Genomic DNA, 15,864 nt, shown 5'->3' with positions numbered 1-15,864 from the left:
TTCCATCCGAAAGATCAGCTCACCCCAGACCGTAGACCCGGCGGGCGTTGCCGGACGCGACCAGCCCCGCGACCCGCTCGGCGTCGCGGGCCGTCCAGGCGCCGTCCTCCACGCCGCCGGCCAGGAACCCGGCGAGCCCGCGCCGGAACAGCAGCGCCCCGAGGTGGTAGAGCTCGGCCAGCCCGAAGGCGTCCGAGGAGTGGAGCACCTTCCCGAAAGGCGCCAGCTCCAGCAGCTCGGCGATGAGCACGGGCGAGCGGTGCCCGAGGTTGTGGGTCGCCAGGCCCGCGTCGACGTACACGTTCGGCAGCACCTGCGCCAGGTACCCGGCGTGCCGGTGGAACGGGTAGTTGTGCAGCAGCATCGCGGGGACGGGGTCCATGGCGCGCAGCAGCTCGACGAGCAGCAGCGGGTCACCGCGGCGCAGGTCGGCGTCCGCGTCCCCGTAGCCGACGTGGAACTGGACGGGCAGCCCGGCGTCCACCGCGCACCAGACGAGGAACCGGTGCAGGACCTCGTCGCACACGCGCGGCGGGGCGCCGGTGCCCTCCGCCGCGAGCATCAGCCGCCCGGCCGCGCCGGCGACCTCCGCCTCCGACGGCCGCGCGCCCGACAGCTCCAGCCCGGCCCGGTAGGCGGCGATCGACTTGGCCCCCACGGCGTCCGCGGCCTGGAGCCGGGACCGCACCTCGCCGGCGAACCGCCCCGCCTCGACGCCGTCCGCCGCCACCCGCTCCGCGACGGACTCCAGCCGGACGATCTGGTGCGCCTGCGCCCCGGCCAGCCGGCCGAGGCCGGGCGGGTCGAGGATCACCTCCGGTGCGTAGCCGGTGTCGACGCAGAGCGCGTCGAGCCCGGCGGCGGCCAGGAACCGCCGGTTGACCTCGGCGGCGCCCAGCTCGGCCCGGCGCGCCAGGTACTCGTCGGGCTCGGCGTGGGCGCCGAGGTCCAGGACGGGCGGGCACCAGCGCCGCAGCGCGAACCCGACCTGGGTGTCGAACATGCTCACGCCGGGCGGTCCCGCGGTCTCCGCCTCGGTGAGCATCTCCTCGAACGCCGTCCTGCCGAGGTCCTTGCCGAGGACACCGTGGCAGTGGTGGTCGACCAGCCGCAGCGACTCCAGATACTCCAGCACGGCTCTCGCATCCTCCCGGAAACACGACTGCGTTCTCCCTACGATGCCCTTACGGAGCGTGTTCACCTCCGCCGCCGTCCGACCAGGAGCCAGCAACCGTGGAACCCACCTCTCAGACCGCCTTCCAGGGAAACGACGCCGGAGGGCAGGCCCTGGACGGGCGGGAGCGCGCCCGGCTCGGCGCCCGCGCGGCCGAGGCGGCGCGCAGGCTGGCCGGCGAGGGCATCGTGGCGGTCGCGCTGACGTGGGTGGACGTCAGCGGGATCACCCGCACCAAGACCGTCCCGGTGGAGCGGCTGGAGCACGCCGCGGCGTGGGGCGTCGGGATGTCCCCGGTGTTCGACGTGTTCCTGCTGGACGACTCGATCGTGTCCGGGCGCCACATCGGCGGCCCGAGCGGGGACCTTCGGCTGCATCCCGACCTGGACCGGCTCGTCCCGCTGGCCGCGCTGCCGGGCTGGGCGCACGCGCCGGCGCTCCGGTACGGCCAGGACGGATCCGTCCACCCGCTGGACGCGCGGGCCCTGCTGCGCCGCGAGGCGGACCGGCTCGCCGGGCGCGGCTTCGCGGTGCAGGCCGCGTTCGAGATCGAGTGGGCGGTGTCGGACGGCGGCGGCGAGGAGTTCTCCCCCGCCTGCAGGGGCCCCGCGTACGGGATGACGCGGGTCACCGAGCTGGCCGGCTATCTGCGTGACCTTCTGGAGTCGCTCAAGGCCACGGGCGTGACGGTCGTCCAGCTGCACCCGGAGTACGCGGCCGGGCAGTACGAGGTGTCGGTGGCCGCCGAGGACCCGGTCGGCGCGGCCGACACCGCCGTGGTCGTCCGGGAGACGATCCGGGCGGTGACGATCCGGCATGGGATGGCCGCCTCGTTCTCCCCCAAGGTCGAGGCCGAATCGGTCGGCAACGGTGCGCACGCCCACCTCAGCCTGTGGCGGGACGGCACGGCGGACGGCGCGGTGAACGCGATGGCGGGCGGACCCGGACCGTACGGTATGACGGCGGCCGGGGAGGCGTTCGCCGCGGGCATCCTGCGCCGGCTGCCCGCGCTGCTCGCGGTCGGCGCGCCCTCGGTGGCGAGCTACCTGCGGCTGGTCCCGTCGCACTGGTCGGGCGCGTACGCGTGCTGGGGGCTGGAGAACCGGGAGGCCGCGCTGCGGTTCGTGACGGGGGCCGAGGGCGAGCGGGCGACCGCCGCGAACCTGGAGGTCAAGTGCCTGGACGCCGCCGCCAACCCGTACCTGCTGCTGGCGGCGCTGCTCGCGGCCGGGCGGGACGGCCTCGGCGCCGATCTGAGGCTGCCGGAGCCGGTCGAGGTGGACCCGGCGGGCCTGGCGGAGGAGGAGCGCGCCGCGCGGGGCATCGCCCCGCTCCCCGCGTCGCTGGCCGAGTCGGTCGCGGCGTTCGAGGCCGACGCCGTCCTGCGCGAGGCACTCGGCGAGGCCGTCACCGACACGGTGGCGGTGGTGCGGCGCGGGGAGATCGCCCTGCTGGACGGGGCGACGCCGCAGCAGGTGGCCGCCGCCACCCGCTGGCGGCACTAGCGGTGCTTCGGCGCGTCGTCGCGTCCGGCCGCCACGACCGGGCCCGGCTCGAAGCCCTGGACGCGCATCTGCGGCCTCCCGCAGGCGCAGCGGGTATACGTGACCACTCCCTCGGAGGTCAGGTGCCGCGACAGCACCTCGTGGACATCGGACTCAGGCCAGCCACAGCGTGGGCATTCCACCGCGCATCCAGGGACGTCTGTAATGGTTATAGGTAAGATAACAGTTACTGATCGGCTGCGGGACCGGAGGCCCGGGTAATGCGCATCACCGGATACAAGAGCCACGGGGTGGCGGCCGCCGCCGCGCTGGTCAACGCCGTGACGAGCGCCGACGGGGACGACTCCCCGGACGCGCTGCGCCGCGTCCTGCGGGAGAACCAGTTCTTCTGGCAGGAGTTCGAGGACGCCGACGCCGCCGACTTCCGGCGCTGGGGGCGCGTCCTGCGCCCCTTCTTCGAGGCGGGCCGGCCGGAGGAGGCGACGGCGATGCTGAACCGGCTGATGCTGGAGATCCCCATGCACCCGCACCTCGCCGACCACGAGCCGCACGGCCTGCACATGCACTACGCGCCGCCGTCGTCCCGGCTGGTGGAGCGGTTCCGCGCGACCACGCTGATGAACCTCGCCGAGCTGATCGTCGAGCACGGGCTCGGCCGGACGGGCGTCTGCGCCGCCGGCGGCTGCGACCGCGTGTACGCCGACACCTCGCGGGCGGGGCGGCGCCGGTTCTGCTCGGAGGCGTGCGCGAACCGCACGAACGTCGCCGCGTTCCGCGCTCGCCGGCGGGAGTGAGCCGCGCCCCTCGCCACCCTCCGCCGTTTTTGTGATCTTTGTCCATCCCTGTGACCTTTGCCCGCCCGCGGGAATGACAGACCGCATGTCGCTCGTGTTCTTCCGCCGCCGTGCCGGCGAGGGTGATCGCGGCGGCCGCTCGCCGCTGCGCGTGGCGACGGAGGTGCGGTCCACCGCGTACCGCATCGCCCGCCTGACGATCACCGCCACGCTGTCGTTCGTGCTGGCCCTGGCACTGCTGCCGGCCGGCGGGCCGCAGCCGCTGCTGGCGCCGCTGACCGCGCTGCTCGTCGTGCAGTTCTCCGTCTACCAGACGATCAAGGCGAGCGTCCTGCGGGTCGCCGCCGTCACCTCGGGAGTGCTGATCGCGGTGCTGGCCGCGGGGACCATCGGGTTCTCCTGGTGGACGCTCGGCCTGACGATCCTCGCGGCCCTGGTCATCGGGCACGTGCTGCGCCTCGGCGAGCACGTGCTGGAGGCGCCGATCTCCGCGATGCTGATCTTCGCGCTGGGATCGGCGAGCGAGGCGGGCGCCGCCGACCGCGTCCTGGAGACGCTGATCGGCGCCGCCACCGGGCTGGCGGCGACGCTGCTGGTGCCGACGGTGCGGGTGCGGCCCGCGGAGGAGGCCGTCCAGGACGTCGCCGAGAAGCTGCGGAAGCTGATCGCCGACATCGCCGACGGGCTGCGCGGCGAGCGCACCGAGGGCGAGGCGGCCCGCTGGCAGGCCGAGGCCGAACGGCTCGCCCGCGACCTCGGCCGCACCGACCGGGATCTCGGCGCCGCCGAGGAGAGCGTCCGGCTCAACCCGCGGACGCGGGCGCGGCGGCTCATCGACGCGGGCGTCGCGCTGCGCAACGCCATGGAGACGATGGAGCACTTCACGCTGTCGCTGCGCGGGCTGACCCGCTCCCTGGCCGACGACGAGCGGCTCGGCGACCGGGGCCGGCTGCTGACCGACGACGAGCTGCGCCGCGAGCTCGGCGACGCGCTGGCCGGGATCGCCGCCGGCGTCGCCTCCTACGGCCGGCTGGCCCGCTCGGACCTGACCCGCGACGCGCGGCCGTTCCTCGCCGAGCACGAGCTGGAGGTGCGGGTGGACGTGGCCCGCGAACGCCGCGCCCGGCTCACCCGGCGGCTGCACGAGCGGGCCGCGGCCGGCGACCTGTGGCCGCTGTACGGGGAGGTGTCCATGGACATCGACCGGCTCATCGAGAACCTGCGCGTCGAGCACCGGACCCGCGCCCGCGAGCACTGGCGGCGGCACCGCGGCGCCTCGCGGCACCTGCCCGCGCGGCCCGTCCAGGTCGTCCAGCAGGCCGGGCAGCAGCTGCGCCGCGCGGCCGGGTCCGCGGTCGCCGCGGCGGAGCGCGGCGCGCGCGAGACCGAGGCGCGCTACAACCGGCCCGAGCAGGGCGAAGACCCGCCCCCGGGGGGATAGGGACGGGCCTTCGCGCGGGGCAGGAGACCCCGGTGGGACGGTCAGCGGAAGGTGGGCTCCAGCACGTCGACGCCGCGGGTGTTGTCGGCGACGTAGACGTACTTGCCGTGCCAGTACGGCTGCCAGGACGCGGCGTCCGCCGGGCGGTAGTAGGCGACCTGCCGCGGGTTCGTCGGATCCCTGACGTCCAGGAACCGGGTGCCCTGCGAGTAGAACGACTGGGCGATCACGCCGTCGCGCACGTCGAAGTAGTGCGCCGAGCAGTCCGTGCTCCCGGGGTCGCTGCCCTCCTTGCCCGCCACGCCCCACGTCGCGACGGTGTTCAGGCGGAACTTGTGCTCCGGCGTGGACCGCCAGCCCTCACCGCCGTACGAGCCCTTCAGCGACGCGATGACGAGGAGGCCGTCGTTGGCGCAGCCGTCGTTGAACGTCTCCTCGGTGACGTACAGCAGCTTCCCGTCGCCCCACCTGCGCGGGTCGGCGGCCTGGTTCCGGGTCCGCCCGACCGCCCGGTAGCTGTTGTGCATGAAGGTGGAGTTGGTGGTGGCCTCGTCCAGTCCGCCGCCCGCGTACGGGACGGGGTCGACCGCGGTGGCCTTGCGCCACTTCTTCGCCACCGGGTCGTAGTGGCGGCCGGTGGTGTGGTAGCCGCGCACGCCGCCGCGCCCGGACGCCCAGGCGACCCCGTCGGAGTCGACCTGGATGTCGTGGGTGTAGTCGGTCTTGCCGTCGTTGCGGCCCGTGTCGATGGGGTCCTTGTGGACCTTCGGCTTGCCCGGGTTGCGGACGTCGGTGACCCAGACAGGGCGCCCGCCCCAGTCGGCGGGCATCCAGCTGGCCTTCGCGGGGCCGCCGGTCCACAGGTACCTGCAGTCGTTCACGCAGGTCGTCGTGTGGCCCGCGGGCACCGTCACGTAGGTGATCTGGCGCAGGCTCTCCGGCTTGGAGGCGTCCACGACGTAGATGCCCGACTCGCCGGTGGCGGTGTTGCCGCCGAACGCGCGCGGGTCCCGGGACAGGTAGATGATCTTGCGCTCGGGATCGAAGTCGGTGTCCTCGGTCTCCCACATGCCGGGCATGTTCAGCTGCCCGACCAGCTTGGGGACGCGGGGGTCGGCGCTGACGTCGTAGGCCTTCAGCCCGAACTCGCCGGTCGCGTACATGATCGTCCGCTTGTGCCGGCCCCGGCCGTAGTCCATGAACATCAGGGAGATGGCGCCCTTGGCGTCGGAGACGCCGCCGACGCGCCGCACGCCCTTCACCGCCTCGGACTTCGTGCTCGCGGGGGCAGCCCGGTGGTAGTGCCCGGCGTGGCCGCCGGCGCCCTCGCCCGCGGTGGCGGCGGCCTGCGTGGTCTGGGTCTTCTCCGGCTCGGGCGGGCAGGCCCAGGCGCTGCCGGCCGTCAGCGCCACTGACGCCGCGACCGCGACGCCGCCCTGCAGCAGGCGTCGGGAGGGAAAGGACGTGCGGGGGAGCATCGCGCCTCCACGGAACGGATCTTCGCAAGCGCCAGTGTGACCGGCACCGCGCACTTGATCAACGGGTCGGTGGGTCACGAAATGGACTCAGCACCGTAAGGACTGGTGAGACCTGACACGGTGGTCTACCCTCCCCTGGGGTCGCCCAGCTCCCGGGAGAGGCCAGTGAAGAGCTCAGCCCGCACCGCCGCCCTGGTCGCCGGCGCCGTGGTGGTGCTGGTGGCGCCGGTCGCGGCCCTGAAGGCGTGGAGCGAGCCCGCCGACCCGCGGATCTCGGTCGGCGCCGCGGCCCCCGCGACGCTGCTGCCCGGCGACGTCCGCGACTCCACCGGCCGGATGATCGCGAACGCGGTGTGGACGGGCCTGGTCTCCTACGACCCGAGGACCGGCGCGCCCGCGAACGCCGCCGCCGAGTCGGTCACCAGCCCGGACCGGGGCGTCTGGACGGTCCGGCTCCGTCCAGGTGCGACCTTCCAGGACGGCTCGCCCGTCACGTCCCGCTCGTTCACCGGCGCCTGGGCGGCCGTGCTGCGCGAGCGCTGGGCCGGGTCCCGGCTGTTCACCGAGGTCGCCCGCGTCAAGGGCGCCCGCGCGGGCGAGGATGGGGTGCCGGGCCTGAAGGTGAAGGACGACCGGACCTTCGAGGTGGCGCTGGACCGCCCGCTGAACGGGTTCCCCGCCCTCCTCGGCGACCCGGCGTTCTTCCCGATGCCGGAGAGCGTCCTCGCCTCGCGCGACTGGACGTCCTACGGCCGCGCCCCGGTCGGCAACGGGCCCTTGCAGGTGAGGTCGCGGAGCGCGCGGGAGATCGTCCTGCGCCGCCGCTCGGGCGAGGGCCGGTCCGTGGTCGTCAGGGCGATGCCGGACGCGAAGCGCCAGTACGCCGCGGCCGGCGCCGGCGACCTGGACGTCGCCACGCTGGTGCCGCCGGACCGGCACGAGTCGATGGAGGCCGACTTCGGCGACCGGCACCTCGCCGTGCCCGGCCGCGACGTCACCTACCTGGCGTTCCCGGCCCGCGTGGAGCGGCTGTCGTCCCCGACCGTCCGGACGGCGCTGTCGATGGCGATCGACCGGTCCGCCGTCACCGAGGGGCCGCTCGGCCACCAGTACTCCCCCGCCGACTCGCTCGTGGCGCCGGGCATCCGCCCCGGTCGCCGCGAGGGGCAGTGCCGGCTGTGCGTCCACGACTCCAGGGCGGCGGCCGCCGCGCTGGCCGACGCGGGCGGGCTGGAGGGCCCGCTGAACCTCTGGTACGAGGCGGGCCGGGGCGACGACGCGTGGGTGAAGGCCGTCGCGGACCAGCTCGGCCGGGAACTGAAGCTCGACGCCCGCCCGCATCCCGTCGCCGGCCTGCGCGAGGCCGTGGACTCCCAGCAGGTGGACGGCCCCTTCGTCGTCCACACCACCGCCGCCTACCCCGCGCCCGTCGCCGCGCTGGCGCCGCTCCTGGACGCCGGAACCGGTCTGGCCGACGAGTACGCGACCGGCCTGCTCGCCGAGGCCGAGCACGCGGCCACCCCGGACGAGGGCGTGATCCCCGCGCGCCTCGCCGAGAGCGCCCTGCTGCGCGACATGCCCGCGATGCCGCTGTGGTCGCGCCACGACCACCTCGTCTGGTCCGAGCGCGCCCGCGGCGTCACCGCCGACGCCTTCGCGGGCCTGCGCCTCGACCGGCTGACCGCCGGGGACTGACGCGTAACCTGACGATCATGACGAACGTGCTGATGCTCTGCGGGAGCCTGCGCAAGGGGTCCACGAACGAGGCGGCGCTGCGCACCGCGCGGGCCGTGGCGCCGGACGGGCTGGACGCGACGCTCTACGCCGGCATGGGCGATCTGCCGCACTTCAACCCCGACGACGACCGCGAGCCGCTGGACCCGGCCGTCGCGGGCCTGCGCGCGGCGATCGGCGCCGCGGACGCCCTGCTGATCTGCACCCCGGAGTACGCGGGCGCGCTGCCCGGCTCCTTCAAGAACCTGCTCGACTGGACGATCGGCGGCGGCGAGATCTACGAGAAGCCCGTCGCCTGGCTGAATGTGGCGTCCCCCTCCGCGCCCACGGGCGGCGGCGACGCGCACGCCTCGCTGCGCAAGGTGCTCGGCTACGCGGGCACCGAGATCGTCGAGGCCGCGTGCGCGCGGGTCCCGGTGACCCGGCCGGACGTGGGCGAGGACGGCCTGGTCCGCGCCGCGGAACCGCGCGCACGGATCGCCGGGGCGGTGGAGGCGCTGCACGCCGCACTCCGCCCTTGATTTAGTAGACCAGTCTACCTAGTATCGCCTCATGACACCTCGGGGCGAAACGCGCGAGCGCGTGCTGCGGACGGCGGCGGAGCTGTTCCAGCGGCAGGGCTACCACGGCACCGGGCTCAACCAGGTCCTCGCGGAGAGCGGGGCCCCGAAGGGCTCGCTGTACTTCCATTTCCCCGACGGCAAGGAGCAGCTCGCGTCGGAGTCGGTCGCGCTGTCCGGCCGCGCGGTGGGCGAGGCGCTCGCGGGGGCCCTCGTCGCCGCGCCGGACGGCCGGGCGGGGCTGGCGGCCCTCGGCGACCACTTCGCGCGCGCCCTGCTGGAGTCGGGCTTCGGCAAGGGCTGCCCGGTCGCGACGGTGGCGCTGGAGACGGCCGCCGAGAGCGAGACCATCCGCGCCGCCTGCGACGGCACCTACACCGAGTGGCAGGACGGCATCGCGATGGCCCTGCGCGGGTGGGGCGTGCCGGACGAGCGCGCCGATCCGCTGGCCGCGCTCGTCCTGTCGTCGGTCCAGGGCGCCGTCATGCTGGCCCGCGTCCGGCGGGACGTGTCCGTCATCCACGAGGTCACCCGCCAGCTCGGCGACCTGATCTGAAGGAGTGTCCATGCGCGTTCACCATCTCGACTGCGCTCCCATGCGGGAGATCGAGCCGGCCGACGGGCCGGAGAGCCCGCTGCGCCCCGCGCGGGCCGCGGGCCACGTGCTGCTGGTGGAGACCGACTCGGCCGGGCTCGTGCTCGTGGACGCCGGGATCGGGCTCGGCGACATCGAGCGCCCCTCCGAACGGCTGCTGGACGACTGGGTGGAGATGGCGGGGCCGACGCTCGACCCGTCCGCGACGGCCGTCCGGCAGGTCGAGGGGCTCGGGTACGCGGCGGCCGACGTCCGGCACGTCGTCCCCACGCACCTGCACCGCGACCACGCGGGCGGGCTGAGCGACTTCCCGGACGCGGCGGTGCACCTGTTCGAGGCGGAGCTGGCCGACGGCGGCAAGACCCCGGCGCAGCTCGCCCACGGCCCGAAGTGGGTCGCCTACGCGGACGCCGAAGGCGACACCTGGCACGGCTTCGAGGGCGTCCGGTCGCTGGCGGGCGTGTCCGAGGACGTCCTGCTGGTACCGCTCGGCGGCCACACGCCGGGGCACGCGGGCGTGGCGGTCCGCGACGGCGCCCGCTGGCTGCTGCACGCGGGAGACGCGTACATGTACCACGGGGAGGTCGACCGCCCCGAGCCGGTCACGCATCCGCTGATGGAGCTCGTCCAGATGAGCGGCGAGGTGGACCGGGAGCTGCGGCTGGCGAACGTGGCGCGCCTGCGCGAGCTGGCGCGCGGCGGCGAGGTCGAGGTCTTCTGCGCCCACGACCCCTGGGAGCTGGCGCGCTACCGCTGAGCAAGGCGGTGGGCGAGGGCGGTGTGGCGGCGGCCGGCGCCGGCGGTGCGGACGGCGGCGGCCAGGGCCCGGCGCGAACCGACGAGCACCACCAGCTTCTTGGCCCGGGTGATGCCGGTGTAGAGCAGGTTGCGGCGCAGCATCATCCACGCGCCGGTGGTGAGCGGGATGACGACGGCCGGGTACTCGCTGCCCTGCGAGCGGTGGATCGTGATCGCGTACGCGTGGGCGATCTCGTCCAGCTCGTCGAAGGCGTAGTCGACGCTCTCGTCCTCGTCGGTCACGACCGTCAGCGACTGCTCTTCCAGGGACACGGACGTGACGACGCCGACGGTGCCGTTGAAGACGCCGGCCTCGCCCTTGTCGTAGTTGTTGCGCAGCTGGGTGACCTTGTCGCCGACGCGGAACACTCGGCCGCCGTAGCGGCGCTCGGGACGGGCGTCGTCGTGCGGGGTCAGCGCCTCCTGGAGGAGCGAGTTCAGCGCGCCCGCCCCGGCGGCGCCCCGGTGCATGGGGGCGAGGACCTGGACGTCGCGGCGCGGGTCGAGGCCGAACCTGCGCGGGATGCGGTTGGCGACGACGTCCACCGTCAGCTCGGCGGCCTCGTCCTGCTCGTCGCAGGGGAACAGGAAGAAGTCGGGGTAGCCGCCGGTGCGGGGATGCTCGCCGGAGTTGACGCGGTGCGCGTTGACCACGATGCCCGACTGCTGCGCCTGCCGGAAGATCCTGGTCAGCCGGACGCGCGGGACGACCTCGGCGCCGAGCAGGTCGGCCAGCACCTCGCCCGCGCCGACGGACGGCAGCTGGTCGACGTCCCCGACGAGCAGCAGGTGCGCGCCGCGCGGGACGGCCTTCACCAGCTTGTTGGCCAGGATCAGGTCGACCATGGAGCACTCGTCGACGACGACCAGGTCGGCGTCCAGGGGGTTGTCCTGGTCGAACTTGGGGTCGCCGCCCGGCTGGAGCTGGAGCAGCCGGTGCACGGTCGCGGCCTCGTGCCCGGTCAGCTCGGCGAGCCGCTTGGCGGCCCGGCCGGTCGGCGCCACCAAGACGATCTTGGCGTGCTTGGCGGCGGCCAGCTCCACCACCGAGCGGACGGTGAAGCTCTTGCCGCAGCCGGGGCCGCCGGTCAGCACGGCCACCTTGGACGTGAGCGCGAGCTTGACGGCGTCCTCCTGCTCGGGGGCGAGCGCCTGGCCGGTGCGCTGCCTGAGCCACGGCAGCGCCCTGTCCCAGTCGACGCCGGCGAACGCCTTCAGCCGGTCGGCGGGGGCGTCGAGCAGCTCCAGCAGCCCGCGGGCCAGGGAGCGTTCGGCCCGGTGGAAGGGGACGAGGTACACCGCCGGGATCGTCGCGGCGTCCTCGCCGTCCCCGGGGATCGGCTCCCGGACGACGCCCTCCTCGCCCGCCAGCTCGTCCAGCGCCGGGACGATCAGCTCCCGCCCGACGCCGAGGATCTTCTCGGCCGCCGTGACGAGGTTGGGCTCGGGCAGGAAGCAGTGCCCGTCGTCGGCCGCCTCCGACAGCGTGTACTGAAGGCCCGCCTTGATCCGCTCGGGGCTGTCGTGCGGGATGCCGACGGCCTGCGCGATGGTGTCGGCGGTCTTGAACCCGATGCCCCACACGTCCGAGGCGAGCTGGTAGGGCCGCTTGCGGACGGTGTCGATCGAGGCGTCCCCGTAATGCTTGTAGATCCGGACGGCGAGTGACGTGGAGACGCCGACGCCCTGCAGGAAGACCATGACCTCCTTGATGGCCTTCTGCTCCTGCCAGGCCTCCCCGATCCGCTTGGTGCGCTTGGGGCCGAGGCCCTGGACCTCGACGAGCCGCTCCGGCTCCTCCTCGATGACGCGCAGGATGTCGGTGCCGAAGTGCCCGACCATCCGGTCGGCCATCACCGGGCCGATGCCCTTGATCATGCCGGAGCCGAGGTAGCGGCGGATGCCCTGGATCGTCGCCGGCAGGACTGTCGTGTAGGAGTCGACCTCGAACTGCTTGCCGTACTTCGGGTGCGAGCGCCACCGCCCGACCAGGCGCAGGCTCTCCCCCACCTGCGCGCCGAGCAGCGCGCCCACGACGGTGAGCAGGTCGGGCCCGCTCTTGGCGGTCGCGACGCGCGCGACGGTGTAGCCGGTGTCCTCGTTGGCGTAGGTGATCCGTTCCAGCACGGCTTCGAGCTCGGCCGGACGGGGGGCGGCACCACCGTCCGCGCGGGGAGGGATCGGGGAGGTCGGCACGCCCACCATGATGGCCGAGAAACAGTGGCGACCCGACCCTGCCGCGACCGCACCGCGGCGAAATCGCCGAGCTAGTCCCGGGCCCGGCGGGGTCCGGCGGCGGCCGACGGCGTCGCGCCCGCCGCGACCTCCAGCACGCCCGTCTCGGTGACCAGCGCGGTCACGAGGCGGGCGGGCGTGACGTCGAACGCGGGGTTGTACGCGCCCACGCGCTCCGGGGCGGTCCGCGCGCCGCCCCAGGCCAGGATCTCCCCGGCGTCGCGCTCCTCGATCGGCACGCCCGCGCCGTCGGGCAGCGCGAGGTCGACCGTGCTCCATGGCGCGGCGACCACCAGCGGGATCCCGGCCTCGCGGCAGGCCAGCGCCACGCCGACCGAGCCGATCTTGTTGGCGGTGTCGCCGTTGGCGGCGATCCGGTCGGCGCCGATGACCGCGACGTCCACCAGTCCCCGCAGGATGGTGCTCGGCGCGGCCCCGTCCGCCTGCACCACGCAGGGGATGCCGGCCTGGTCGAGCTCCCACGCGGTGAGCCGCGCGCCCTGCAGGAGGGGGCGGGTCTCGTCCGCGTAGACGATCTCGACGCGTCCCCGGCCGTGCAGTTCCCGGACGACGCCGAGGGCCGTCCCCCAGCCGGCGGTGGCGAGCGAGCCGGCGTTGCAGTGCGTCAGGACGCGCAGGGGCCGGTCCCCCGTCCGGGCGAGGATCCAGTCGGCGCCGAAGGCCCCGATGGCCCGGTTGCCGCGCACGTCCTCGTCCAGCAGGGCCTGGGCCTCGGCCGCCACCGCGCCCGCGCCCCGCGCGACGAACGGCAGGACCCGGTCCACCCCGGCGGCCAGGTTGACCGCCGTCGGGCGGGCCTTCCGGACGCGGGCGATCGCGGCGTCGCGTCCGGCGCCGTCCCAGCCCTCGCGCGCGGCCTGGCGGACCGCGATGGCCACGCCGAACGCGCCCGCCACGCCCAGCGCGGGGGCGCCCCGCACCACCAGCCGCCGGATCGCGTCCACGAGCGCGTCGACGTCCTGTACCGCGAGGAACTCCACCCGGTGGGGCAGGACGGTCTGGTCCAGCAGCCGCAGGGCGTCGCCCGTCCATTCGATGGTCGGCACATCGGTCGTCATGTCTCCATCATGCACAAAAATGCCGTGAAGCCCGCCCCCATCGGGCTTTCGGCCCTACCGGACTCCGCCGCGTGACCTGCGACAACTTGACAGATGTCGAACTTGTGTTCGAGATTTGTGCGGGAGGTTGCGAGAGGAGGGAAGCGTGCCGGAGGCGGCCCTGCGGGATCTTGCGGCGGCGCTGGAGGACACCGGCCCGGCGGCGCTCCAGGGCGCCGGACCGGCGGTGCCGGTGCTGCCCGCGCTGCGGACCGTGGTCCCCGGCGGCGGGCTGCGTCCCGGCTCGGTCGTCGGGCTGGACGGTCCCGGCGCCGCCTCGCTCGGCCTCGCGCTGGCCGCGGGCGTGTCCCGGCACGGCGGCGAGGACGGCGCCGGCGGCTGGTGTGCAGTCGTCGGCCTCCCCGGCCTCGGCGTGGCCGCCGCGGCGGCCATGGGCGCCGCGCCCGAGCGGCTGCTGCTCGTCGACGAGCCCGGCGACCGCTGGCCGGACGTGGTCGCCGCCCTGGCCGAGGCCGTCGACCTGGTCCTGCTGAGCCCGCCGGAGCGTCCCGGCGCGGCCGCGGTCCGCCGGCTGTCGGCGCTGGCCCGCAAGCACGGCTGCGTCCTCACGCTGACCGGCGCGTTCGCCCGCGACTGGCCCGGCACCCGGCTCCGCCTCCGCCTGGAGGACCCGGTCTGGGAGGGCCTGGCCGAGGGGCACGGCCGGCTCACCGGCCGCCGCGTCCAGGTCGTCGCCGAGGGGCGCGACGCCCCCGGTCCCGGCCGCCGCGCGAGCCTCTGGCTGCCCGCGCCCGACGGAAGCGTCCGGCCGGTGGAGACGGCACGGCCGCCGCTGGAGCTGGTGCCCGGCGCCGTGGCCGCGGGCGCGCCCGTCCACCCGCGGCCGTCCGGGCCCCCGCCGCTCGTGCGGGTGCCGGTCGAGGAGGGGATCGCGTGACCCGGGTCCTCGTGGCGTGGTGCCCGGACTGGCCGGTCACCGCCGTCGGGATCGACGCGGCGACACCGGGCGCCGTGGTCGTGCGGGGGCAGGTGGCGGCCTGCTCGGCGGCGGCGCGCGCCGAGGGGGTGCGGCGCGGGCAGCGGCTCCGCGACGCGCAGCGGCGGTGCCCCGAGCTGGTGGTCCGCGAGCGCGACACCGACGCGGAGGGACGGCGCTTCGAGGCGGTCGCGCAGGCGGTGGCGGAGCTGACGCCGCGCGTGGAGGTGGTGCGGCCGGGGCTGTGCGCGATCCCGGCGCGCGGCCCCGCCCGGTTCTACGGGGGCGAGGACGCGCTGCGCGTCCTGGTGCAGGACACGGTCGTCGAGGCCGGCCACGACTGCGGGTCGGGCGTCGCGGACGGGCTGTTCGCGGCCGAGCTGGCGGCGCGCGCGGGGCAGGGCGGCATCGTGGTGCCGGAGGGCGGCGCGGCGGCGTTCCTCGCGCCCTACCCCCTGTCGGTGCTCGACCGGCCGGAGCTGGCCGACCTGCTGCGGCGGCTCGGCGTCACGACCCTCGGCGACTTCGCGGCGCTGCCGTCCGGGCACGTCGCGGGCCGCTTCGGGACGGAAGGGGCCCTCGCGCACCGGCTGGCGCGGGGCGAGGAGCCGCGCCCGCTCGCACCGGTCCGCGCCGCCGCCGACCTGTCGGTGCGCGGCGGCTTCGACCCGCCCGCCGAGCAGGCGGAGCGGGTCGTGTTCGCGGCGAAGCGGCTCGCGGCCGAGCTGCACGACGGCCTCGCGGCGCGCGGGCTGGCGTGCGTCCGGCTGGAGGTCGCGGTCGGGTTCGCCGACGGGCACGTCCTGCGGCGGCTGTGGCGGCACGACGGGCTGTCGGCGCTGGCCGTCGCCGAGCGGGTGCGGTGGCAGCTGTCGGCCCACCGGCCGGCCGGGCAGGACGGGGACGGCTGGGGCGGCGTGACGTGGGTCGAGCTGGCGCCCGACCAGCTCGTCCCCGACCTCGGACGCCAGGAGGGGCTGTGGGGGCGCACCACCGTCACCGACCGCATCGCGCGGGCGGCCGACCGGATCCAGGCGCTCCTCGGCCACCACGGGATCGCGCGGCCCGTGCTGGTGGGCGGGCGCGGGCCGGGCGAGCGGGTCGTCCGCGTCCCGGTCGGCGACCTGGCCCCCGCCGAGCCGCGGGAGGGGCCGTGGCCCGGGAGCGTGTCCGGGCCCGCGCCGGCGGTCGTCCCGGCGGCGCCGGCTCCCGCCGAGCTGGCCGACGCGTCCGGCGCGGCGGTCGTGGTCTCGGCGCGGTGCGAGGTGTCCGCGCCGCCCGCGACGCTCTGCGTGCGCGGGCGCCCCGCCGCCGTGACCGGCTGGACCGGCCCGTGGCCAGCGGACGAGCGCTGGTGGGACCCGGCCGCCGCGCGCCGCCGCGCCCGGTTCCAGGTCACCACCGACGACGGCGCCGCCTACCTGCTCGCCGTCGAGGGCGGACGCTGGCACGTCGAGGCCGTCTATGACTGAGCGGCCGTCCATGACCGAGCGGC

At 75.5% G+C, this 15,864-nt stretch carries 13 protein-coding genes; 9 read left to right on the top strand and 4 right to left on the bottom strand.

The annotated features are described in order from the left end of the window. Positions 1-19: 19 nt before the first annotated feature. Positions 20-1,135, bottom strand: coding sequence for an amidohydrolase family protein (locus CHC11_RS30820; protein ID WP_245919973.1), 1,116 nt, complete (start codon positions 1,133-1,135; stop codon positions 20-22). Positions 1,136-1,233: 98 nt separating this feature from the next. Between CHC11_RS30820 and CHC11_RS30815 the strand changes: the two genes are divergently transcribed. The 3 genes from CHC11_RS30815 (at position 1,234) to CHC11_RS30800 (ending at position 4,914) form a co-directional block, all read left to right on the top strand. Further along, positions 1,234-2,679, top strand: a complete 1,446-nt coding sequence (locus CHC11_RS30815) for a type I glutamate--ammonia ligase (RefSeq protein ID WP_218826318.1) — start codon at positions 1,234-1,236, stop codon at positions 2,677-2,679. Between the two features lie 260 nt (positions 2,680-2,939). Continuing rightward, a complete protein-coding gene (locus CHC11_RS42955) occupies positions 2,940-3,473 on the top strand; it encodes a CGNR zinc finger domain-containing protein (RefSeq protein ID WP_245919972.1) in 534 nt (177 codons plus the stop codon). A gap of 85 nt (positions 3,474-3,558) precedes the next feature. Further along, on the top strand, positions 3,559-4,914 hold the full coding sequence (locus tag CHC11_RS30800; protein ID WP_179279087.1) for an FUSC family protein: 1,356 nt from the start codon (positions 3,559-3,561) through the stop codon (positions 4,912-4,914). Positions 4,915-4,955: 41 nt separating this feature from the next. On the opposite strand, the gene CHC11_RS30795 is transcribed toward CHC11_RS30800, so the two are convergent. Next, the gene (locus tag CHC11_RS30795) at positions 4,956-6,392 is read right to left on the bottom strand and encodes an LVIVD repeat-containing protein (protein WP_089315358.1); all 1,437 of its coding nucleotides are present in this window, start codon (positions 6,390-6,392) and stop codon (positions 4,956-4,958) included. A gap of 165 nt (positions 6,393-6,557) precedes the next feature. On the opposite strand from CHC11_RS30795, the gene CHC11_RS30790 reads away from it, so the two are divergent. The 4 genes from CHC11_RS30790 to CHC11_RS30775 are packed head-to-tail and all read left to right on the top strand — an operon-like array spanning position 6,558 to position 10,038. After that, positions 6,558-8,087 carry a peptide ABC transporter substrate-binding protein gene (locus tag CHC11_RS30790; protein WP_089315357.1) on the top strand — a complete coding sequence of 510 codons (1,530 nt, stop codon included), beginning with the start codon at positions 6,558-6,560 and terminating at the stop codon, positions 8,085-8,087. A 17-nt stretch (positions 8,088-8,104) separates the two neighbouring features. After that, the gene (locus CHC11_RS30785) at positions 8,105-8,647 is read left to right on the top strand and encodes an NADPH-dependent FMN reductase (RefSeq protein WP_089315356.1); all 543 of its coding nucleotides are present in this window, start codon (positions 8,105-8,107) and stop codon (positions 8,645-8,647) included. 31 nt (positions 8,648-8,678) lie between these two features. After that, positions 8,679-9,242, top strand: coding sequence for a TetR/AcrR family transcriptional regulator (locus CHC11_RS30780; RefSeq protein WP_089315355.1), 564 nt, complete (start codon positions 8,679-8,681; stop codon positions 9,240-9,242). 10 nt (positions 9,243-9,252) lie between these two features. Continuing rightward, a complete protein-coding gene (locus CHC11_RS30775) occupies positions 9,253-10,038 on the top strand; it encodes an MBL fold metallo-hydrolase (RefSeq protein ID WP_089315354.1) in 786 nt (261 codons plus the stop codon). On the opposite strand, the gene recD2 is transcribed toward CHC11_RS30775, so the two are convergent. Continuing rightward, the gene (recD2, locus tag CHC11_RS30770) at positions 10,029-12,275 is read right to left on the bottom strand and encodes an SF1B family DNA helicase RecD2 (protein WP_245919970.1); all 2,247 of its coding nucleotides are present in this window, start codon (positions 12,273-12,275) and stop codon (positions 10,029-10,031) included. The genes CHC11_RS30775 and recD2 overlap by 10 nt on opposite strands. Before the next feature lie 71 nt (positions 12,276-12,346). Continuing rightward, positions 12,347-13,393 (bottom strand): S-methyl-5-thioribose-1-phosphate isomerase, encoded by a 1,047-nt coding sequence (mtnA, locus tag CHC11_RS30765; protein ID WP_089315352.1) that lies wholly within the window; start codon positions 13,391-13,393, stop codon positions 12,347-12,349. 145 nt (positions 13,394-13,538) lie between these two features. On the opposite strand from mtnA, the gene CHC11_RS30760 reads away from it, so the two are divergent. Together CHC11_RS30760 and CHC11_RS30755 are read left to right on the top strand one after the other, a co-directional pair. After that, positions 13,539-14,330 carry a hypothetical protein gene (locus CHC11_RS30760; RefSeq protein ID WP_179279086.1) on the top strand — a complete coding sequence of 264 codons (792 nt, stop codon included), beginning with the start codon at positions 13,539-13,541 and terminating at the stop codon, positions 14,328-14,330. Further along, positions 14,327-15,841, top strand: coding sequence for a DNA polymerase Y family protein (locus CHC11_RS30755; protein WP_089315351.1), 1,515 nt, complete (start codon positions 14,327-14,329; stop codon positions 15,839-15,841). Before CHC11_RS30760 ends, CHC11_RS30755 begins: the two co-directional genes overlap by 4 nt. Positions 15,842-15,864 lie beyond the last annotated feature (23 nt).

The organism is Actinomadura mexicana (assembly GCF_900188105.1).
Taxonomy (GTDB): Bacteria; Actinomycetota; Actinomycetes; order Streptosporangiales; family Streptosporangiaceae; genus Spirillospora; species Spirillospora mexicana.
The sequence above is the reverse complement of the archived record's forward strand: the minus strand, read 5'-3'. Positions and strand labels throughout refer to the sequence as shown.